At 64.4% G+C, this 19,360-nt stretch carries 17 protein-coding genes; 4 read left to right on the top strand and 13 right to left on the bottom strand.

From position 1 onward, the window contains the following. The first annotated feature begins 72 nt into the window (after positions 1–72). Positions 73–1,047 carry a tetratricopeptide repeat protein gene (locus VITFI_RS06430; RefSeq protein WP_089416277.1) on the top strand — a complete coding sequence of 325 codons (975 nt, stop codon included), beginning with the start codon at positions 73–75 and terminating at the stop codon, positions 1,045–1,047. 24 nt (positions 1,048–1,071) lie between these two features. Here VITFI_RS06430 and VITFI_RS06425 read toward each other — a convergent pair whose 3' ends face one another. The 12 genes from VITFI_RS06425 to def all read right to left on the bottom strand — a co-directional run bounded on the left by VITFI_RS06425 (position 1,072) and on the right by def (position 13,976). Continuing rightward, positions 1,072–2,169 carry a hypothetical protein gene (locus VITFI_RS06425; RefSeq protein ID WP_089416276.1) on the bottom strand — a complete coding sequence of 366 codons (1,098 nt, stop codon included), beginning with the start codon at positions 2,167–2,169 and terminating at the stop codon, positions 1,072–1,074. A gap of 27 nt (positions 2,170–2,196) precedes the next feature. Next, positions 2,197–3,093 carry a phosphoribosylaminoimidazolesuccinocarboxamide synthase gene (locus VITFI_RS06420; RefSeq protein ID WP_089416275.1) on the bottom strand — a complete coding sequence of 299 codons (897 nt, stop codon included), beginning with the start codon at positions 3,091–3,093 and terminating at the stop codon, positions 2,197–2,199. Between the two features lie 83 nt (positions 3,094–3,176). Then, positions 3,177–3,620 carry a hypothetical protein gene (locus tag VITFI_RS06415; protein WP_089416274.1) on the bottom strand — a complete coding sequence of 148 codons (444 nt, stop codon included), beginning with the start codon at positions 3,618–3,620 and terminating at the stop codon, positions 3,177–3,179. A gap of 175 nt (positions 3,621–3,795) precedes the next feature. Beyond that, on the bottom strand, positions 3,796–4,860 hold the full coding sequence (gene fba, locus VITFI_RS06410; RefSeq protein WP_089416273.1) for a class II fructose-bisphosphate aldolase: 1,065 nt from the start codon (positions 4,858–4,860) through the stop codon (positions 3,796–3,798). A 106-nt stretch (positions 4,861–4,966) separates the two neighbouring features. Then, entirely contained in the window at positions 4,967–6,397 is a 1,431-nt protein-coding gene (gene pyk, locus VITFI_RS06405) for a pyruvate kinase (RefSeq protein WP_089416272.1), read from the bottom strand. Positions 6,398–6,499: 102 nt separating this feature from the next. Further along, complete coding sequence (locus VITFI_RS06400) at positions 6,500–8,818, bottom strand: NADP-dependent malic enzyme (RefSeq protein ID WP_089416271.1); 2,319 nt, start codon at positions 8,816–8,818, stop codon at positions 6,500–6,502. Positions 8,819–9,115: 297 nt separating this feature from the next. Continuing rightward, positions 9,116–10,309, bottom strand: a complete 1,194-nt coding sequence (locus tag VITFI_RS06395; RefSeq protein ID WP_089416270.1) for a phosphoglycerate kinase — start codon at positions 10,307–10,309, stop codon at positions 9,116–9,118. Between the two features lie 56 nt (positions 10,310–10,365). Continuing rightward, positions 10,366–10,701, bottom strand: coding sequence for an AzlD domain-containing protein (locus VITFI_RS06390; RefSeq protein WP_089416269.1), 336 nt, complete (start codon positions 10,699–10,701; stop codon positions 10,366–10,368). Position 10,702: 1 nt separating this feature from the next. Next, on the bottom strand, positions 10,703–11,437 hold the full coding sequence (locus tag VITFI_RS06385; RefSeq protein ID WP_089416268.1) for an AzlC family ABC transporter permease: 735 nt from the start codon (positions 11,435–11,437) through the stop codon (positions 10,703–10,705). A gap of 85 nt (positions 11,438–11,522) precedes the next feature. Next, positions 11,523–12,371 carry a zinc metalloprotease HtpX gene (gene htpX, locus VITFI_RS06380; RefSeq protein ID WP_089416267.1) on the bottom strand — a complete coding sequence of 283 codons (849 nt, stop codon included), beginning with the start codon at positions 12,369–12,371 and terminating at the stop codon, positions 11,523–11,525. A 64-nt stretch (positions 12,372–12,435) separates the two neighbouring features. Further along, positions 12,436–13,401 carry a methionyl-tRNA formyltransferase gene (gene fmt / locus VITFI_RS06375; RefSeq protein ID WP_089416266.1) on the bottom strand — a complete coding sequence of 322 codons (966 nt, stop codon included), beginning with the start codon at positions 13,399–13,401 and terminating at the stop codon, positions 12,436–12,438. 32 nt (positions 13,402–13,433) lie between these two features. Further along, positions 13,434–13,976: a peptide deformylase gene (gene def, locus VITFI_RS06370; RefSeq protein ID WP_089416265.1), complete on the bottom strand. Its 543-nt coding sequence runs from the start codon at positions 13,974–13,976 to the stop codon at positions 13,434–13,436. Between the two features lie 103 nt (positions 13,977–14,079). On the opposite strand from def, the gene VITFI_RS06365 reads away from it, so the two are divergent. The 3 genes from VITFI_RS06365 to VITFI_RS06355 are packed head-to-tail and all read left to right on the top strand — an operon-like array spanning position 14,080 to position 16,928. Further along, a complete protein-coding gene (locus tag VITFI_RS06365) occupies positions 14,080–15,249 on the top strand; it encodes a LysM peptidoglycan-binding domain-containing protein (RefSeq protein WP_089416264.1) in 1,170 nt (389 codons plus the stop codon). Positions 15,250–15,279: 30 nt separating this feature from the next. Beyond that, positions 15,280–16,440 carry a DNA-processing protein DprA gene (dprA, locus tag VITFI_RS06360; RefSeq protein ID WP_089416263.1) on the top strand — a complete coding sequence of 387 codons (1,161 nt, stop codon included), beginning with the start codon at positions 15,280–15,282 and terminating at the stop codon, positions 16,438–16,440. An 8-nt stretch (positions 16,441–16,448) separates the two neighbouring features. After that, positions 16,449–16,928, top strand: a complete 480-nt coding sequence (locus VITFI_RS06355) for a DUF494 family protein (RefSeq protein WP_089416262.1) — start codon at positions 16,449–16,451, stop codon at positions 16,926–16,928. A gap of 14 nt (positions 16,929–16,942) precedes the next feature. On the opposite strand, the gene VITFI_RS06350 is transcribed toward VITFI_RS06355, so the two are convergent. Continuing rightward, a complete protein-coding gene (locus VITFI_RS06350; RefSeq protein WP_089416261.1) occupies positions 16,943–19,354 on the bottom strand; it encodes a DUF1631 family protein in 2,412 nt (803 codons plus the stop codon). Positions 19,355–19,360: the final 6 nt, after the last annotated feature.

Raw genomic sequence — 19,360 nt, 5'->3', positions numbered from 1 at the left:
CAAAACCCGCGATTTTAGGCTGCGCTTGTTTCCGGCCCGCTGCGCCCCCGATTTCTTCTCCCGCAAGCCATCATGATCGACATCACCCTGGAAAACCTGCAAACCGAGCTGATCGAAGCCTCCATGCACCAACCGGTGCTGCTCGACATCTGGGCGCCCTGGTGCGGCCCCTGCAAGAGCCTGGGCCCGGTGCTGGAAAAGCTGGAGACCGAATACGCTGGCGCGTTCGTGCTGGCCAAGCTCAACAGCGACGAACAACCTGAGATCGCCGGCCAACTCAGCCAAATGTTCGGCGTGCGCTCGATCCCGTTCTGCGTGATGTTCGCGCAAGGGCAACCTGTGGATGGCTTCGTGGGGGCGATCCCTGAAGCGCAAATCCGCGAATTCCTCGCCAAGCACCTGGCCGATGCAGCCCCAATCGACGAGGCCCCCGCCGAAGAGGAAGTGGCCGAACACGCCCCGCCCTCGGGCCCGTCGGACATCCACGACTTGGTGGACAAACTCGCCGCCGCCGCCGAAGCCGACCCCACCAACGACACCGCCTGGCTCGATTACTTCAAGGTGTTGCTGGGCCTGTCGCGCACCGAGCCGGCGCGGGTGGTGCAAGCCCGTGGGGCGTTCGATCAAGTCGCACACCGGGCGCTGGCGGACAGCCGTTTCACCACCATCGAGCGCTGGATCGAAGCCGCCGAAGCCAACCTGGTGGCGCGCAGCGACGAGGCATTGAGCGCCGCCATCGCCGCCAACCGCCGGGACTTTGCTGCACGCTTCGAACTGGCGCAAAAGCGCTTCGCCGCCGGCAAACTCACCGAGGCCATGGACGAGCTGCTGGAAATCCTCATGCGCGACAAGACGTGGAACCAAGAAGCCGCCCGCAAAACCTACGTGGCCATCTTGGATCTGATGACCAAGCCCGCCCCCAAGCCCAGCGCCGATGCCACCGGCGGCAAGCCGACGCTGGAACTGGCGGGCAAACTCGCCGTCACGCCCAACGATCCGGTGCTGGACAGCTACCGGCGCAAACTCAGCATGGCCTGGAACTGCTGATCGGCCCCAGACGCACGGGGGTTTTCAGACATCGCCGAGCGCCGCGCCCAGCGCGTGGCGCCAACGGGCTTGCTCGGCCCGATGTTCGGCCAGGGCCGTTTGCGCCGACTGGCGCTGCTCTGCCGCCGAAGCCGCCTCGCCCAACCCCGCAAACACCTGGGCCAACCGCCCATGGACGGCAGCTCGGTCGTCGGCATCGTAGAGCGCACTCAGGGCGCACAAGGCGCGCTGTGCATCCAGCCGCGCCGCCTCGGGCTGGGCCAAGTTGTACAGACACCAGGCCCGGTCGGCCAGGAAACGCGCCTCACGGTGGGCCAATCCTTGGGCACTGGCTTGGCGCAAATGGGTGTCGTACAGCCCCAAGGCTTCCCCAAACCGCCCCAACACCACCAGCAACTGCGCTCGCACCACGGGCATCATGGCTTGCAAGGCCGCCGAACCCGCCCCGCCATCGTAGTTGGCCGAAGACTCGGCCTCCAGCAAAGCGCGCTGCGCGGCGTCGGCGTCGCACTGGCCGGTGGCGTCGTCCAGTCCGATGCTGGCTGAACGCATGGCCGATTGGTTGTGCAAAAAAGCGCTCATCATGGAAGCATCACCCTCCATGGCCGCCGCTTGCCGCGCTCGGGCGTACCAGCGCAAAGCACTGGATTCATCGCCGGCAAAGCGGTAGGTATCCCCCAACACCAGGCCGACACGCGCCCAAACAGCATGGTGCTCTGGCCGCGCCAGATGAATCGCCTGCGCGATTTGCGACGCAAAGGTTTCCAGCGCCGAAGCGTTCAAACTGCTGATCGACAACCAAGCCATGGCCAGCGCTTGCACCTCGACATCGCGAGCACGCACCGCATGTTTGTAAGCTTGTTCGAAGTGCAAGGCCGCCGACGGGGCCAGCGACTCGAAATGGTCAATCAGCCCTTCGACCAAGGCAATCCACCCCGCCAGGCGCACACGGCGCAGACGCTGGTTTTGCTGCCGCACACTCTGTAGGCCGGCTCGGGCTTCGTCCAACAAGCCGTGGCGCGCCAACACGCCGATGCGCTCGGCTTTGAGGCATTCGAGCGCCAGCGGATCGTCACATTGGGCGATCTGCTGTTCGAGACGCTGGATCAGTCGGGAGGCCATGCCGGTTGGGGCGCCAGGTGATGCCGATCAGGCGGTGAGACGTTCCAGCGCCTCGCGGTACTTGGCCGCCGTGTGCTCGATCACCTCGGTGGGCAGTGCGGGCGCGGGTGCGGTTTTGCCCCAGGGTTGGCCGTCCACGGTGGCTTGCTCCAGCCAGTCGCGCACAAACTGCTTGTCGTAGCTCGGCGGGTTCACGCCTTCTTGGTAGCCCTCGACCGGCCAGTAGCGCGACGAATCCGGCGTCAACACTTCGTCCATCAGCGTGAGCGTGCCAGCGTCATCCAGGCCGAATTCGAACTTGGTGTCGGCAATGATGATGCCCTTGGTCAGCGCAAACGCGGCAGCCTCCGAGTACAGGCGGATCGACACTTCGCGCACCTTCTCGGCCAGCTCGGTGCCAACGATTTCGCACATGCGGGCGAACGAGATGTTCTCGTCGTGCTCGCCCATTTCGGCCTTGGTGGCTGGGGTGAAAATCGGCGCGGGCAGCTTGGAGGCGTTCTTCAGCCCAGCCGGCAGCTTCTCGCCGCACACTTCTTGGCTTTCTTGGTATTCCTTCCAACCCGAACCCGCCAAGTAGCCGCGCACCACGGCTTCCACCGGCAGCGGCTTCAGGCGCTTGACCAGCATGGCGCGGTCGGTGACTTGCGCCACTTCGTCGGCGGCGACCACGGACAGCGGATCGTCCCCCGTCAAATGGTTGGGCACGACGTGGCCGAGTTTGTCAAACCAGAACAGCGCCATTTTCGTCAGCAGCGCGCCCTTGCCGGGGATCGGCTCGCCCATCACCACGTCGAAGGCCGAGAGGCGATCGCTGGCGATCATCAAGATGCGGTCGGTGCCGACGGCGTAGTTGTCGCGCACCTTGCCGCGTGCCAGCAGCGGCAGGGAGTGCAGGGAGCTTTCGTGCAGAGCGTTGTTCATGGCGGTTCCAGGCAAAACAGCCCCGAATTGTAGGGAGGCAGGCGCTTTCCTGCCCGGCCAGCCCCCATGCTCTGCGCCAAGCCTCAGCGCCGGGCGTTGCCCCCGACCAAGAGGTTGAAGACCTCGCGCAACAGTGCCAGCTCGCCCCGGTCGCAGCCACGCAGGGCGGGCAGGTGTCTGAACGTGCCGCCAGCGGGTTCGATCGCCGCTGCTGGGGCCTCAAAGGTGGTGAACCTGAGCAGGTGAACACGTCCCTCGCTGCCATCGGCGCCGCGAAAACCTTCGTCAAACTCGGGCAGGCACACCACGTCGGCATCGTTCACGCCGAGCTGGGCGACGACGCGCTGGCGCAGCGCCTCCCCATCGTTGGGCACGCCGATGTCGTCGGCTGACACGGCATCGGCAGGCAAGGGGACGGGCCACAGCAAGCTGCCATCGGCCCAGCGGGCGAACAGCAACGCGGCGCTGTAGCCGTCGAAGTGGCACAGGATGGCCCGGTGCGGTGCAGGTGAGGGGGTTGTGCTCATGGCGCCACCTCACGCATTGATCGTGCCATCGTCACACGCCACTTGGCGTCTGCGTTTCGTCACGTTTGCACCGGCGACGGTGTGGCACTTGCGACATTCGCGCAGCCACCCCACAGGCAAAAAAAAAGGACGTGCCTGGCACGTCCCTTTGGTGGTGTGGCGTCCGCCGTGTGGTTTACAACACCTTCTGCGCCAGTTGGCCGGCAGCGTAGGCGGCAGCCATATCAACCAGGGTGATGCCCTTGATTTTGCCGGCTTGGCCTTCGCAGCCGAACTCGATGTAACGCTGCTTGCACACCGCTTTGGCGGCTTCGCGGGCGGGCTTGAGCCACTCGCGGGCGTCGAACTTGTCCGGGTACTCGGCCATGAACTTGCGCACGGCACCGGTCATCGCCAGACGGATGTCGGTGTCGATGTTGATCTTGCGCACGCCGTACTTGATGGCTTCTTGGATCTCGGCGATGGGCACGCCGTAGGTTTCCTTCATCTTGCCGCCGTACTGGTTGATGATGGCCAGCAGCTCTTGCGGCACGGAGGACGAACCGTGCATCACCAGGTGGGTGTTGGGGATGCGGGCGTTGATTTCCTTCACACGCGAGATCGCCAGCACGTCGCCGGTGGGCGGGCGGGTGAACTTGTAGGCGCCGTGGCTGGTGCCGATGGCAATCGCCAGCGCGTCCAGTTGGGTTTCTTGCACGAAGCGGGCGGCTTCTTCCGGATCGGTCAGCATCTGGCTGTGATCCAACTTACCGACGGCGCCGACGCCGTCTTCTTCACCGGCTTCACCGGTTTCCAGCGAGCCCAGGCAGCCCAATTCGCCTTCGACGGTGGCGCCGATCTTGTGGGCCATGGCCACCACTTGGCGGGTCACGTCCACGTTGTAGGCGAAATCGGCGGGGGTCTTGCCGTCTTCACGCAGCGAGCCGTCCATCATCACCGAGCCGAAACCCAGATCCAGCGCGCCGGCGCAGATTTTCGGGCTGGTACCGTGGTCTTGGTGCATCACCAGCGGGATGTGGGGGTACATCTCGGCGGCGGCCTGGATCAGGTGCTTGATGAAGGGCTCGCCAGCATACTTGCGAGCGCCAGCACTGGCTTGCAGGATGACAGGTGCGCCGACTTCGTCAGCCGCAGCCATCACGGCCTGAACCTGTTCCAGGTTGTTGACGTTGAAAGCCGGAATGCCGTAGCCGTTTTCGGCGGCATGATCCAGCAGTTGGCGCATCGAGACGAGTGGCATGGAAGACCCCAGAGGTTGGAACAAATCGTGTGTCAGGGACACGGCGCTGTAACCGCGCCGTAACCGTTAGATTCTAGCGAGCCACCACATGGCACCCTGACTTCCATCAAGGGACGCGGCACACCTTGAGCATGTTGGTGCCGCCCGGGTAGCCCATCGGTTCGCCGCAGGTGATGGCGTAGGTGTCGCCGGGGCGCAGCACGCTGCGCGCCACCAGCTCTTTTTCCGCTGCGGCCAGGGCTTGCTCCCGGTCGCTGAACTCGGGGATGAGCAGCGGGCGCACGTTGCGGTACAGCGCCATGCGCGCCTGCGAACGCAGTTTGCTGGTCAAGCCAAAAATCGGGACGTGGACGTTGTAGCGGCTCATCCACAGCGCGGTCGAGCCCGAATCGGTCAGGGCGATGATGGCCTTGCAGCCTTGGTGGTGCGCCGTGAACAGCGCCGCCATGGCGATGGATTGGTCGATGCGGGCGAACTTCTTGTTGGTGAAGTCGGCATCCAAGCGCACTTCTTCGGCACGCTCGGCCTCCAGGGCGATGGCGGCCATGTATTCCACCGTTTCCACCGGGTATTTGCCGGCGGCGGTCTCGGCGGACAGCATCACTGCGTCGGTGCCGTCCAGCACGGCGTTGGCCACGTCGCTGACCTCGGCGCGGGTGGGCACCGGGTTGTGGATCATCGATTCCATCATCTGCGTGGCGGTGATGGCGATTTTGTCCATCTCCCGCGCCAGCCGAATCATTTTCTTTTGCAGCGCCGGCACCGCCGCGTTGCCGACTTCCACCGCCAGATCGCCACGCGCCACCATGATGCCGTCGCTGGCCTTCAAGATGGCTTCCAGTTGCGGAATGGCTTCGGAGCGCTCAATTTTGGCGATCATCGCCGGCTTGTGGCGCCACGGCTCGCCGGCCACGTTGGCGAGTTGGCGGGCCATTTCCATGTCGGTGGCGCTTTTGGGGAAGCTCACCGCCAGGTAATCACACTGGAAGGACATGGCGGTTTTGATGTCGTCCATGTCCTTGGCGGTCAGGGCCGGGGCGGTCAGGCCGCCACCTTGTTTGTTGATGCCCTTGTTGTTGGACAGCTCACCGCCGATTTTTACCGTGGTATGCACCTGCTCGCCCTGCACGCGGTCCACGGTCAACACGATCAGGCCATCGTTGAGCAACAGCGTGTCGCCGGGGCGCACGTCGCGCGGCAGCTCTTTGTAATCGAGGCCAACGCCATGAACGTCGCCGAGTTCGGTGCGATCCCCATCCAGCACGAAGGCGGCGCCGTTCTCCAGCATCACCTTGCCTTCGGAAAACTTGCCGACGCGGATTTTGGGGCCCTGCAAATCGGCCATCAGCGCCACGGGTTTGCCCACCCGGTGCGCACACTCCCGCACGAGCTTGGCGCGGTTGATGTGATCCTGCGCGGTGCCGTGGCTGAAGTTGAGACGCACCACGTCCACCCCCGCCCGCAGCAGCCGCTCCAACACCACCGCATCGCTGGATGCGGGGCCCAGGGTGGCAACGATTTTGGTGGCGCGTGGCATAAATGTCTCCAATGTGATCAAGTGCGGGAGCGCCGATTATGCGCAGCCGACGCCCCGCCTGGGTTTCAATCGGGTGACGGCTGAAACCCAGTTACACCTCGCTCAAGCCTTGCTGCGAGCGGCAGCCACGTCGGCCACGGCCAGGGCGGTCATGTTGACCACGCGGCGCATCGTCGCCGAGGGGCTGAGGATGTGCGCCGGCTTGGCCGCACCCAACAGCATCGGGCCGACGGTGACGTTTTGGCCCGCCGTCACCTTCAACACGTTGAACAAGATGTTGGCCGCATCGATGTTCGGCAGCACCAACAGGTTGGCCGATCCCTTGAGAGTGCTGTCCGGCAGGATGTTGGTGCGGATGTGCTCGGACAGGGCGGCATCGCCGTGCATTTCGCCGTCGCACTCGATGTCCGGGGCGCGTTGCACGAACAGATCGCGGGCGGCGCGCATGCGCTTGGCGCTCGGACGGTTCGAGGTGCCAAACATCGAGTGGCTCAAGAACGCCACCTTGGGCGGCACGCCGAAGCGACGCACTTCTTCTGCCGCCATGTGGGCGATTTCGGCCAGTTCTTCGGCGGTCGGCACATCGTTGACGAAGGTATCGGTGATGAACAGCGTGTGCTGGTCGAGCATCAGCGCGTTCATCGTCGCCATCGTCGTCGTGCCGGGCTTGGCACCGATGACTTGCTTGACGTAGTCAAAGTGGGTGTCGAAGCGCCCATGCAAGCCGCACAGCATGGCGTCGGCGTCGCCGCGCTTCAGCAGCAGGCTGGAAATCAGTGTCGTCGAGCGGCGCACGGCGGCCTTGGCGGCTTCCGGCGACACGCCATCGCGGCCCATCAGGCGGTGGTAGGTTTCCCAGCAATCGCGGAAGCGCGGATCGTTCTCCGGGTTGACGATTTCAAAATCAACCCCCGGCTTGAGGCGCAAGCCTGCCCGCTCGGCGCGAGCCACGATCACATCCGGGCGGCCCACCAGAATCGGTTTGGCCAAACCTTCGTCCAACACCGCTTGCACGGCGCGCAGCACGCGCTCGTCTTCGCCTTCGGCGTAGATCACGCGGGCCGGTTGCGCCTTGGCGGCGGCAAACACCGGGCGCATGAACATGCCGGTTTGGTAGACGTAGACACCCAGGCTGTCCCGATAAGCTTCCAGATCGGCAATCGGGCGGGTGGCGACGCCGCTTTCGGCGGCGGCTTGGGCCACAGCCGGGGCGATGCGCAAAATCAAACGCTCGTCAAACGGCGTCGGGATGAGGTATTCCGGGCCGAACTTCAAATCCTTGCCGACGTAAGCGGCAGCCACCTCGTCCGAGGCTTCGGCCTTGGCCAGGGCGGCGATCTCGCGCACGCAGGCCAGCTTCATGGCTTCGGTGATGCGGGTGGCGCCGCAGTCCAACGCGCCCCGGAAGATGTAGGGGAAGCACAGGACGTTGTTCACTTGGTTCGGATAGTCCGAACGGCCCGTGGCGATGATGCAATCCGGGCGCACGGCCTTGGCCAGCTCGGGGCGAATTTCCGGCTCGGGGTTGGCCAGCGCCAAGATGAGCGGGTTCGCGGCCATGGTTTTCACCATGTCGGCGGTGAGCGTGCCAGCGGCGGAGCAACCCAGGAACACGTCCGCGCCGTTGACCACATCGGCCAGGGTGCGCGCATCGGTCTTCTGGCAGTAACGCTGCTTCGATTCGTCCAGCTTGCCAGCCAGCGCGTCGGCGCGCTCGCTTTGGATCAGGCCCTTGGAATCGCACACATAAACGTTGCCGAGGCTCACGCCCAGGCTGACCATCAAATCCAGGCAGGCAATGGCCGCAGCGCCGGCGCCGGACACGGCCACCTTCACTTCGTCGATCTTCTTGCCCACCAGTTCCAGGCCGTTGAGCAGCGCGGCGCTGGAGATGATGGCGGTGCCGTGCTGATCGTCATGGAACACGGGGATGTTCATGCGGTCGCGCAGCTTGCGCTCGATGTAGAAGCACTCGGGCGCCTTGATGTCTTCCAGGTTGACGCCACCCAGCGTCGGCTCCAGCGCGGCGATGATTTCGACCAGCTTGTCCGGGTCGTTTTCCGCCAATTCGATGTCGAACACATCGACGCCCGCGAACTTCTTGAACAGACAGCCCTTGCCCTCCATCACCGGCTTGCCCGCCAACGGGCCGATGTTGCCCAGGCCGAGCACGGCGGTGCCGTTGGTCACCACGCCGACGAGGTTGGCGCGGCTGGTGTAGTCGGCGGCCAGGGCGGGGTTTTCTTCAATGGCCAGGCAGGCATAAGCCACACCGGGCGAATAAGCCAGGCTCAGGTCACGCTGGTTGACCAGCGGTTTGGTCGGCGTGACGGCGATCTTGCCGCGTGTCGGAGCGCGGTGGTATTCGAGGGCGGCATCGCGCAGGGCTTGTTCGGCGGGGGTCAAATCGTGCTGGGGCATGGGGTTTTTCCGGGTTGTCTCCAAGGGAGGCGCGAGGTTATCGCGCACAACCTTTCACATCCTGGCAATTCGTGCCGCCATGCAAAATTAGCATGATGCGATGCCGCGCCGCTGCGATCTGCGTCAAAGCGGTGCCTGTGTTTCGTCAAGCCTCACATGTCGGTGTGTTTGGCGACGCATCCCCCCTCACCCCAACCCCTCTCCCACAAGGGGCGAGGGGCTTTGAAGGCATTTCTCCCTCTCCCCTTGGGGGGAGAAGGGCCGGGGTAAGGGGACGACATGCCCCTGGCGGAAAATTCAGCCCGCAGCGCGCTGGCTCAGAATCTCAAACGCCGGCAGCGTCTTGCCTTCCAGCACTTCGAGGAAGGCGCCGCCGCCGGTGGAGATGTAACCCACGTCCTTTTCGATGCCGTACTTGGCGATGGCGGCCAGGGTGTCGCCGCCACCGGCGATGCTGAACGCATCCGACTCGGCGATGGCACGCGCCAGGGTTTCGGTGCCGTTGGCGAAGGCGTCAAACTCGAACACACCGACCGGGCCGTTCCAGACGATGGTGCCAGCGGCCTTGAGTTTCTCGGCCAGGATGGCAGCCGTCTTGGGGCCGATGTCCAGAATCAGATCATCGTCGGCCACGTCGGTGGCGGCCTTGACGGTGGCTTCAGCGTCGGCGGCGAAGGTCTTGGCGCACACGACATCCACGGGGATGGGCACTTCGGCGCCACGGGCAGCCAGAGCGGCGATCACGGCCTTGGCTTCATCCAGCAGGCCCGGCTCGGCCAAGCTCTTGCCGATCTTCAAACCCGCCGCCAGCATGAAGGTGTTGGCGATGCCGCCACCGACGATCAGGCCGTCCACCTTGCTCGACAAGGCTTGCAGGATGGTCAACTTGGTGCTCACCTTGGAACCGGCCACGATGGCCACCAGCGGGCGCTTCGGGTTGGCCAGCGCCTTGGAAATGGCGTCGATTTCAGCGGCCAGCAGCGGGCCGGCGCAGGCCACCTTAGCGAATTGGGCGATGCCGTAGGTGGAGGCTTCGGCGCGGTGGGCGGTACCAAAAGCGTCATGGACGAAGATGTCGCACAGGGCGGCCATCTTTTGCGCCAGGTCTTCCTTGTTCTTCTTCTCACCCTTGTTGACGCGGCAGTTTTCCAGCAGCACCACCTCGCCGGGCGCGACGTCCACGCCGTCCACCCAGTTTTGCACCAGCTTGACTTCGCGGCCCAGCAGCTCGCTCATGCGGGCGGCCACGGGGGCCAGGGTGTCTTCGGGCTTGAATTCGCCTTCGGTCGGGCGGCCCAGGTGGCTGGTCACCATCACGGCGGCGCCGGCTTCCAGGGCCATCTTCACGCAGGGCACGCTGGCGCGCACGCGGGTGTCTTCGGTGATGTTGCCGGCGTCGTCTTGCGGCACGTTCAGGTCAGCGCGGATGAACACGCGCTTGCCAGCGACTTGGCCTTGGGCAATCAGGTCAGAGAAGCGGATGACATTCATGATCTTGTCTCTTGGCTATGGCAATGGAACGAACAAAAACCGCCCATTGTCGCCCTTCACCACCCCAACCCCAGCTTGAGCACCAACAGCACCGCCGTGCCGCACAGGATGGTGCCCAGCATCCCGCGTGAACGCCAGTACCACAGCGCCCCCGCCAATGCGGCGTAGGGGCGCGGATCACGCCAGGTGTCCAACAAATGGCCCTGGGTGAGGAAAGTTTCCGGCACCACCACCGCCGCCAACGCCGCCAGCGGGGCGTAACGCAACGCTTCCTTCAACCAGCCCGGGATGGGCACCTCGCGCTCCGGAATGAGGAAAAAGGAGCGTGACAGCAACGTCACCCCCGCTAATCCGAGGATGGCGACGATGGGATACCACGGCAAATCGGCCATCTCAGACCTCCCCTTGGGACTTGAGCGCCCGCGCTTGGTGATCCATCAACACCCCCAAGGCCACCGCCACCGCAATCGACACCACGATGTTGAGTTTGAACGGCAGCGCATACGCCGCCACCGATGCGCAACCCGCCACCGCTGCGGCCACCCAGGTGGCCCGGTCTTTCAGCAGCGAACCCGTCAACCCCACCAGCGCCAGCGTGCCGGCGAAACCCAGGCCCCAGGCGGTGGGGATGACATCGGCCAGCACGATGCCCAGCATCGACAACACCTGCCACGCCACCCAGTTCACCAACACGCCGCCCCAAAAGTAGGGCTCTTGGCCTTCCTGTGGGCGCTGATCGGGGTAGCGGCGCAGGAAACAGACGTAATTCAAGTCGGTGGTGAAGTAGCCCAGCACGATGCGCCGCCGCTGCGGCAACGAACCGAAGTAGTTGCGCCAACCCGCGCTGAAGATGACGAAGCGCAGGTTGACGCAAAACGCCGTGGCCCACACCACCCACAGCGGCGCGCCCGCCGCCAGCAGCGGCAGCGAAGCCAGTTGCGCGCTGCCCGCAAACACCAGCAGCGACATCATCACGGACAGCGGCACGCCCAGGCCACTTTTCACCATGGCCACGCCCGTCACCAGGCCCCAGGCACCCAGGCCAATGGCCACACCGGCCATTTCACGCACCCCGTCGGCAAACGCGGGGTGACGCCACATCGGTTGAGAATCCAGCGAAACAGTCATCTGTGGATTCTGGCGGCGGATGCCGGTCGGCACCCAGCACAGCCAGCCGCATCTCTGCACACCCTCTGTGCAGAACTGCGGTGTTTCACCTGCGCTGCGCCAGCGCCAGCAACCGGGCGATGCGTTCTTCGGTGGCAGGGTGGGTTGAGAACAACCCCTTCAGCCCCTCAGCCGACAGCGGGTTCAAAATCATCATCTGCGCGGTTTCGGGGTGCCGCTCGGTGGTGTCGAACGGGATGCCCAGGGCGTAGCGGTGAATCTTGTCCAACGCCGACGCCAACGCACGCGGATCCCCACAGATCTCGGCGCCCCCACGATCGGCTTCGAACTCACGCGCCCGGCTGATGGCCATTTGAATCAAACTGGCTGCCAGCGGAGCCAGCAGCATCACCAACAAGCCGGCGATCGGGTTCACCGGTTTGCCTTCCTCATCGCGCCCCCCAAAGAACACGGCAAAGTTGGCCAGCATGGAAATGGCCCCCGCCATCGTGGCGCTGATGGTGGAAATGAGGATGTCGCGGTGTTTCACATGCGCCAGCTCGTGCGCCATGACCCCTCGCAATTCCCGCTCGGACAACACTTCCAGGATGCCCGTGGTCGCCGCGACGGCCGCGTGCTCGGGGTTGCGGCCCGTGGCAAACGCATTGGGCGCCGCCTCGTTGATGATGTACACACGCGGCATGGGCAGCTCGGCGCGCTGTGCCAGCTCACGCACCATGCGGTAGAAGTGCGGGGCGCTGGTTTCGTCCACTTCTTGGGCGTCGTACATCTTCAGCACCATCTGGTCGGAGAACCAGTAACTGAAGACATTCATGCCCAGCGCCACCAGCAGCGCCAGCATCATCCCGGCCTGTCCGCCCAAGAAAGCCCCCACCGCCATGAACAGTGCGGTGATGGCAGCCATCAGGATGGCGGTTTTCATCAGGTTGAACATGGGGACGATCCTCCTCTGCGTGATGCCAGCGATGGCCCTTAGATGATGCCCCTGCCCACCCAGTTCAAGCGGCGGCGCCTAAAACGTGTCCAACCTCAACAGGCCGGGCCTGCAACAGCGCGCTGACGGGCTGGCGTTTGCCTCCCGGGCGCTGCACTTGCGTCAGTTGCAAAGCGTCTTGGCCGCAGGCAATCACCAGCCCATCCGACGACACCTGCACCACCGTGCCCGCCACCGCCGGCGCCTGAAGCGCCACGACCCGCGCTTGCCACAGCTTGACGGACTCGCCCTGCCACTGAAAGCTGGCCCCCGGAAACGGATCGAAGGCCCGCATGCGGCGTTCGATCTGCGCGGCGGGCAGCGCCCAATCGATGGTGCTTTCGGCCTTCTCGATTTTGTGGGCGTAACACACACCGGCGCTGGGTTGCGGTTGCGCGGCCAGGGCATCGCCCAACTCAGCACGCTGCAACACCGACACCATAAGGCGCCCGCCCAAAGCAGCCAGACGGTCGTGCAAGGTGGCGGTGGTGTCCTCGGTGCGGATCGGCTCGGCGTGTTGGGCGATCACGGCGCCCGTGTCCAGCCCTTCGTCCATTTGCATGATGGCGATGCCGGTTTCGGCATCCCCGGCCTCAATGGCGCGGTGGATAGGCGCCGCACCACGCCAGCGCGGCAACAACGAACCGTGGATGTTCAAACACCCCAAGCGCGGATGCGCCAACACCCACGCCGGCAGGATCAGCCCGTAGGCCGCCACCACCAGCACATCGGCGCCGGCAGCGTCCAACGCCGCACGACCGGCGGCGGCTTCCTCTGGGAACTTGCCATCCAGCCGCAAGCTGCGCGGCTGCGCCACCGGAATGCCGTGTTGCAGCGCCAGCGCTTTGACGGGCGAAGGCGTGAGTTTCATGCCCCGACCGGCGGGGCGGTCGGGCTGGGTCAGCACCAGCGGCACGGTAAAACCAGCAGCCAAAAGATCGGCCAAAGCCACGGCGGCAAACTCGGGCGTCCCAGCAAAGGCGACGCGCAAACGGGGTGTTGTGCTCATGAATCCCCCGTTGTTCAGCGTCGCTTGGCCAATTTGGCGTCTTTTTGGTCTTTTTGCTCTTCGCGTGTCTTTTTCAGCATCTTGGTTTTGATGCGCTCGCGCTTGAGCGGGCTAAGGTATTCGACGAACACTTTGCCCGCCAAATGATCCATTTCATGCTGCACGCACACCGCCGCCAGACCTTCAACCTCCATCGTCCAGGGCTGGCCTTGGCGATCCAGCGCCCGCACCGTGATGCGGGCGTGGCGCTGCACATCGTCAAACACCGCCGGCACCGACAGGCAACCTTCATTGCCAACGCGCATTTCCTCGCTCACAGCCAGCAGTTCGGGATTGATCAGCACCTGGGGCTGGTTACGCTCTTCCGAAATGTCGATCACGATCACCCGGCGATGCACATTCACCTGAGTGGCCGCCAGGCCCAGACCGTCGGCGGCGTACATGGTCTCGAACATGTCATCCACCAAACGGCGTACCTCATCGTCAACAACCGCGACAGGCGCAGCCACCGTGTGTAAACGAGGATCAGGATAACGAAGGATGGGAAGCAGAGCCATAGCCATGACAAAACAGGAAAATGCCGAACAAGCCAAGGGGGATTGAGCGGCATTGTTGCATCGCCCCCCACATTTCGCCCCACCCCCCGGGAGTGTCCATTTCATGAGCCGACCCTTGTCCGTACCCTTGACCCGGCGTCAGCTGGCCCTGGCCGCTGGCCTGGGGGCTTTGCTGCCTCCAGGTCTGAGCCACGCCGCCCCGCCTTATCCCGTGACCTCACAGCAGCGCAACACCGCCCAGCAAGTCGCCTCCCAAGGCGTACCGCTGAGCGAACTGGCCCCCAATGCGCCCGATTCCTACACCGTCAAGCGGGGCGACACGCTGTGGGGCATCTCCAGCTTGTTTCTGCGCTCCCCGTGGCGTTGGCCCGAGTTATGGGGCATGAACTTGGAGCAAATCCGCAACCCTCATCTGATCTACCCGGGGCAACTGCTGGTGTTGGTCAAGGGGGACGGCTACGCCAAGTTGGCCATTGGTCAGCCAGTCGACACAGGGACGCGTGACGGCCAACTGCACCCCCATGTGCGTGAAATCGAAAGCACCGATCTGCCCATCAGCTCGGTGCCCATGCATTTGCTCATGCCGTTCCTGAACGACGCGGTGGTGTTCGAGCAAGACCAACTCACCATGGCCCCGCGCATCGCTGCCACCCAAGAGGGGCGCATGCTGGTGTCACGCGGTGAAGAGGCTTATGTGCGCGGTGATGTCAGCGGAGCACGCCAGTGGCAGATTTTCCGCCCCGCACGGCCAATCATCGACCCAGACAACGGGGTCGTGCTCGGCTACGAAGGCCGCCATGTGGGGGTGGCCCAAGTGACCGCGTTGGGAGACACCACCGAGCGCGAGGACGACAAGGTGGTTCACCCCTCGACCGTGGTCATCACCCAACTGCGTGAAGAAGCCACGCTGGGCGACCGCCTGCTGCCCTTACCCGACAGCGACAAAGCCCCCTTCGTTCCGCACGCGCCCGCCCAGCCCCTCAGCGGACGTGTGGCTGCCATCTATGGCGACAGCTTGAACGCGGGGCAAAACCAGATCGTCATCCTCAATCGAGGGGCGATGCAGGGCGTCGAACGCGGCCATGTGCTGGCACTGTGGCGGGCAGGCCGCCAGCGCATGGACACCACTTCACCCGACCGCATCACCCTGCAACTGCCAGATCAGCGCAGCGGGTTGATGTTCGTGTTCCGCGTTTACCAGCGGGCATCGTTTGCGCTGATCCTGCAAACGAACGATCCGGTGCGGGTGGGTGAGCGTTTCACGGCCCCCTGAAGGCCCGGGCTTGAGGCATGGTGAGGCCCCATGCCAACACCCACCGATTTTTCCGATGCCGACGCCCTGAACGCCTGGCTGCGCTTGAGCCTGACCCCGGGCGTGGGGCCGGTCACCGCCCGACGCCTGCTCCAGGCGCTGGGTTCCCCTGCCGCCATTTTCGATGCTGCACCGCATGTGCTGCGTGATTGGGTGGGGCCCAGTGTCGTGCAAGCACTGGGCCAAACGCCCCCAGAATGGGCCGCCACGCTGACACGCACCCGGCGCTGGCTGGACACCCCTAGCCCAGCCCCCCGGGACATCGTGACCTGGGATGATCCCGACTATCCCGCCCCCCTGCGACAACTTCACGACGCCCCGGTGCTTCTCTACCTGACTGGCCAGCGTCAGCGCCTGGCTCAGCCGGGTGTGGCCATCGTGGGGAGCCGGCAATGCACCGCACAAGGGAAAGCACTGGCCCGAGAGTTCGCACTGGGACTCAGCCAAGCAGGGTGGCAAGTGCTGTCCGGTTTGGCCATCGGCATCGACGGTGCTGCCCACGAAGCCAGCCTGCGAGAACCCGGCGGCACGCTGGCCGTGATTGCCACCGGGCCCGACATCGTTTACCCCCATCGGCACCGTGCCTTGGCGCACCAAATTGCCGAACACGGGGCCATCGTGAGTGAGTTTCCGCCGGGCACACCTTCGCAGCCGCTGCAATTTCCGCGTCGCAACCGCTTGATCGCCGGATTGGCCACAGGGGTGCTGGTGGTGGAGGCCAATTTGCCATCCGGCTCGCTCATCACCGCCCAATTGGCAGCCGATCTGGGGCGCGATGTGTTTGCTGTACCCGGCCCGCTGCGGGTGCCGCAATACCGGGGCTGCCATCATTTGATCAAACAAGGGGCCCAGCTCGTCGAAGAGGTGACGGACATCTTGCAGACCTTGGGCGGCCACCCCGGTGGAACCTCGTTGCCGCCGCCGCCTGCTGCCGCTCCCGAGGCACCTTCCCCATTGCCTTGGGTGGAAACGTCGCCACAGACCGACGCCATCCTCCAAGCGCTGACACCAGCTCCGCAGGATCTGGACGCCCTGTCCGCCAGCACCCAACTGTCGGCTGCCGAACTACAAGCGCAGTTGCTGTGCCTGGAATTGAGCGGCCAAGTGCTCCGCCTGCCGGGCGGCTGGTTCCAGCGCACGGCTCGGTTATAGTCAGCCGCATGTTTGACGTCCTGGTCTACCTCTACGAGAACTATTGGCGGCCAGATGCCTGCCCGGATCACGAGCAGCTGTGGCGCAAGCTGTCGGCGGTCGGTTTCGAAACCGATGACATCCAAGAAGCCCTGTCTTGGTTGGATGGCTTGTCTCCGACGTCCATTCCCTCAGAAGCACTGCCCATCGCCCCCCAAGCCGCCCAAGCCCACAGCGTGCGCGTGTATCTGCCGCAAGAGCAAGCCGCCCTGGGTGAGGAGTGCATTGGCTTCATCCATTTCTTGGAGAACACCGGGGGGTTAACGTCCGATCTGCGCGAACGTGTCATCGACCGGGCTCTGGCGGCTGTCGGTTTTGAGCCGGGCCCGCTGGCGCTGGACGATCTGAAAATCATCATTCTGATGGTGTTTTGGAGCCTGGGCCAAGAGCCGGAGTCGCTCGTTTTGGATGAACTGTTCGTCACCCCCGAAGATCGGCTGATTCACTGAGCAGGCGTTACCCGCTAGCCCAACAGCTTGGAGGGATCGGCGCTGATCTGATCGATGGCGCGGCGGGCGGCACGCACCGTGAGTGTTTCTTCCTGCACGGGCACCAGCAAACCCGCTTGCAAGAAAGCGGCCAACCGCGACCGCTGGAACAGCAAGCAGGTTCCTTCTTGCGTGGCAAACAGCGTCAATTGCCGGTTCATGCCCTGCCAAATCAGGCGCACGGCCAAGCGCTGCCCCCGATGCTCCAAGGTGTAGGTGCTGCCCACCGCCAGCTCCGCTGCACGTACCAAGTACGCCGGACTGGGCAAAGAGCCCCCGTCGCTGACAATGTCCAAGCCCTCTTGTTGGTGACTGGTTTCATCGAGCACCCACGCATCGTCCAGCTCCAACTCGCCGTCGGGCATCATCTCGTCGATGGTTTTGAGTCGCTGCTTGAGCTGTGCCAACTGGGCGGCACTCAACACCGGCGCCCGCGCCGCAAATGCCGTGGCCAGCGCCACACTCAGGGACTGCACCACCTGGGTTTGCCGTTCAGCGTCCAAGCCACTGAGCTGCATGCCTTGCCGCAAAGCGGCCAACAAACCCGGCAAGCGCCGCATCGCCTCCATGCGCTGCTCTTGCGACGTTTTCGCACCCGCTTGCCAGATGAGGTCGAGGGCCACTTCCCGCGCCCATCGCACTTCAGCGCTGTTCAAGCCATGGCGCACCGCCTGGGTGGCCAACACGTCCGCCCAAAGGTGAAACAAAAATTCACGCACCGTCACAGGGACGGGCACATCACTGAGCCGTTTGCGCAGCTCGATGGTGTACTGCACCGCCAGCGCCTCACGCTGCTCAATGCGCTGCGCCAGCGACACGCCGGTGCGCATGGCCTCGTTCTGCCCTTGGTAGTAACCCTCCAAAAACTGCTCGAACTCGCGCAGCACGGTTTTGAACACGCGCACGCCCGTTTCGGGAAACGCTTCCACCACCTGCACCACACGCCGGATCTCCGCCACCAAACTCAGGTCGGAAGCGCCGCCGTCGCCTTCAAAACCCATGACACACGCCCCCATGCGATCAATCAAACGCCGTGCGGGATGGTCTTCATGGGTGAAAAAATCGGCATCGGCCAGCGCGATGCGCAGGGTGGGCATCTGCAAGCGAGCAAACCAGATGCGCACATCGGCCGGAATTTTTTCCTCGGTCAACAAACTCTGGAACATCAGCGCCACCAGCTCGACGGTGGCTCGTTCGTGCGGTGTCCCTGCCGCCTGTTTGACAGCTCGGATTTGTGCTTGCAGCTCTCGCAGCATGGGCGCCAAATCGCCCGCCCCTGCTTGAAGCGACAGATGCTGCGTCCCCCCTGGCAACTGCTGGAGCCGCTGCTGCACCCGCTGCATGGCCTGGGTCAACGCTTCTGAGGGCGACACATTGCGCCCCATCGCCCGAAAACCCGGGATCTGCTTTTCCAGCAAATCGCTCAAACGCTTGACCAGGGGCAGTGCGCCCCCCCCAGGGGCCTCTCCAGGCGCGGCACCTTGAGGGCGCGTCAACAAGCGCGTTTCTTCCTGAACCGCTGCTGGGGCCCCAGAACCTGGCGCCGCCGCCATCCCACGCGAACCACCGCCAGTGCCACCGCCACCCTGCAACGCAGCGGGCAAGCCCCGACCTGACAGCCCACCCCCAGGTGCCGCCCCGGCAGCCCGCCGTTCGCTGGCCGGCGGTGGAGGCGGCGCCCGATGGGACACCTTGGCATGGCTGGCAGGCGCAGGCGGTGGTGTAACGGGGGTGGCCAGTGCAGCCGGCCCCCGGTCTTGGGCGCGGCGAATCAAAGAGCGCAGATCGATCTCCGCAACCGCCCCTTGCTCCACCAGCCAGCCATTGGTGCGGCCATAGGCCATCTCGCTGTGGCTGGCACACAGGCGCTGCCAGTGGTCTTCCGCAGCGTGCCAGGCCCGCAGTGGCAAACCAGCCGACTGCCATGCATGCAACCAACAATGCGCCAGGGTTTGGGGCCGCAGCACATCCTCCGCAGGCAGGTCATCGACCTGCAACAACCGGGTGACGCGTGCCCTAAGCCCCGCATACTCCCAGGTTGAGCGATCCATGATCGCCAAGGACAGCCGAGAGATCAGGATGCTGAGCTGCACAGCTTCTTCGTCAACCAGCGCCAAACCGCCTTGGGGCAAGACGGCCAACACAGGCACGTCTCCTGCCAGCGCCTCGGGGCTCGCGCCCGAGGACACCGCTTTCAGCCGCTGGTGCATGCGTCGGCGCATCTGTTCCGGCCAATGGGCCAAGTGTGCCGACAGCATCTGTTGCAGCTCAGGATCGACGTTCGACGCAGGTGGAGCCCAGGTGTCCAGCCCTTCGCAAAAAACGTCGACAAAGAAAACCCGCGCACGTTCAACCAAGGAAACATCTGCGGGTAATTCGGCAGCCATGGCGCC

The sequence above is a fragment of the Vitreoscilla filiformis genome, assembly GCF_002222655.1.
Lineage (GTDB): Bacteria > Pseudomonadota > Gammaproteobacteria > Burkholderiales > Burkholderiaceae_C > Ideonella > Ideonella filiformis.
Note: the sequence above shows the minus strand (reverse complement) of the source record. Positions and strands in the feature narration are given on the sequence as shown.

Bases quoted from the DNA above. Each gene is read 5' to 3' on its own strand.
- VITFI_RS06430 (WP_089416277.1), top strand. From the start codon at position 73: ATGATCGACATCACCCTGGAAAACCTGCAAACCGAGCTGATCGAAGCC.
- VITFI_RS06425 (WP_089416276.1), bottom strand. From the start codon at position 2,169: ATGGCCTCCCGACTGATCCAGCGTCTCGAACAGCAGATCGCCCAATGT.
- VITFI_RS06420 (WP_089416275.1), bottom strand. From the start codon at position 3,093: ATGAACAACGCTCTGCACGAAAGCTCCCTGCACTCCCTGCCGCTGCTG.
- VITFI_RS06415 (WP_089416274.1), bottom strand. From the start codon at position 3,620: ATGAGCACAACCCCCTCACCTGCACCGCACCGGGCCATCCTGTGCCAC.
- fba (WP_089416273.1), bottom strand. From the start codon at position 4,860: ATGCCACTCGTCTCGATGCGCCAACTGCTGGATCATGCCGCCGAAAAC.
- pyk (WP_089416272.1), bottom strand. From the start codon at position 6,397: ATGCCACGCGCCACCAAAATCGTTGCCACCCTGGGCCCCGCATCCAGC.
- VITFI_RS06400 (WP_089416271.1), bottom strand. From the start codon at position 8,818: ATGCCCCAGCACGATTTGACCCCCGCCGAACAAGCCCTGCGCGATGCC.
- VITFI_RS06395 (WP_089416270.1), bottom strand. From the start codon at position 10,309: ATGAATGTCATCCGCTTCTCTGACCTGATTGCCCAAGGCCAAGTCGCT.
- VITFI_RS06390 (WP_089416269.1), bottom strand. From the start codon at position 10,701: ATGGCCGATTTGCCGTGGTATCCCATCGTCGCCATCCTCGGATTAGCG.
- VITFI_RS06385 (WP_089416268.1), bottom strand. From the start codon at position 11,437: ATGACTGTTTCGCTGGATTCTCAACCGATGTGGCGTCACCCCGCGTTT.
- htpX (WP_089416267.1), bottom strand. From the start codon at position 12,371: ATGTTCAACCTGATGAAAACCGCCATCCTGATGGCTGCCATCACCGCA.
- def (WP_089416265.1), bottom strand. From the start codon at position 13,976: ATGGCTCTGCTTCCCATCCTTCGTTATCCTGATCCTCGTTTACACACG.
- VITFI_RS06365 (WP_089416264.1), top strand. From the start codon at position 14,080: ATGAGCCGACCCTTGTCCGTACCCTTGACCCGGCGTCAGCTGGCCCTG.
- dprA (WP_089416263.1), top strand. From the start codon at position 15,280: ATGCCAACACCCACCGATTTTTCCGATGCCGACGCCCTGAACGCCTGG.
- VITFI_RS06355 (WP_089416262.1), top strand. From the start codon at position 16,449: ATGTTTGACGTCCTGGTCTACCTCTACGAGAACTATTGGCGGCCAGAT.
- VITFI_RS06350 (WP_089416261.1), bottom strand. From the start codon at position 19,354: ATGGCTGCCGAATTACCCGCAGATGTTTCCTTGGTTGAACGTGCGCGG.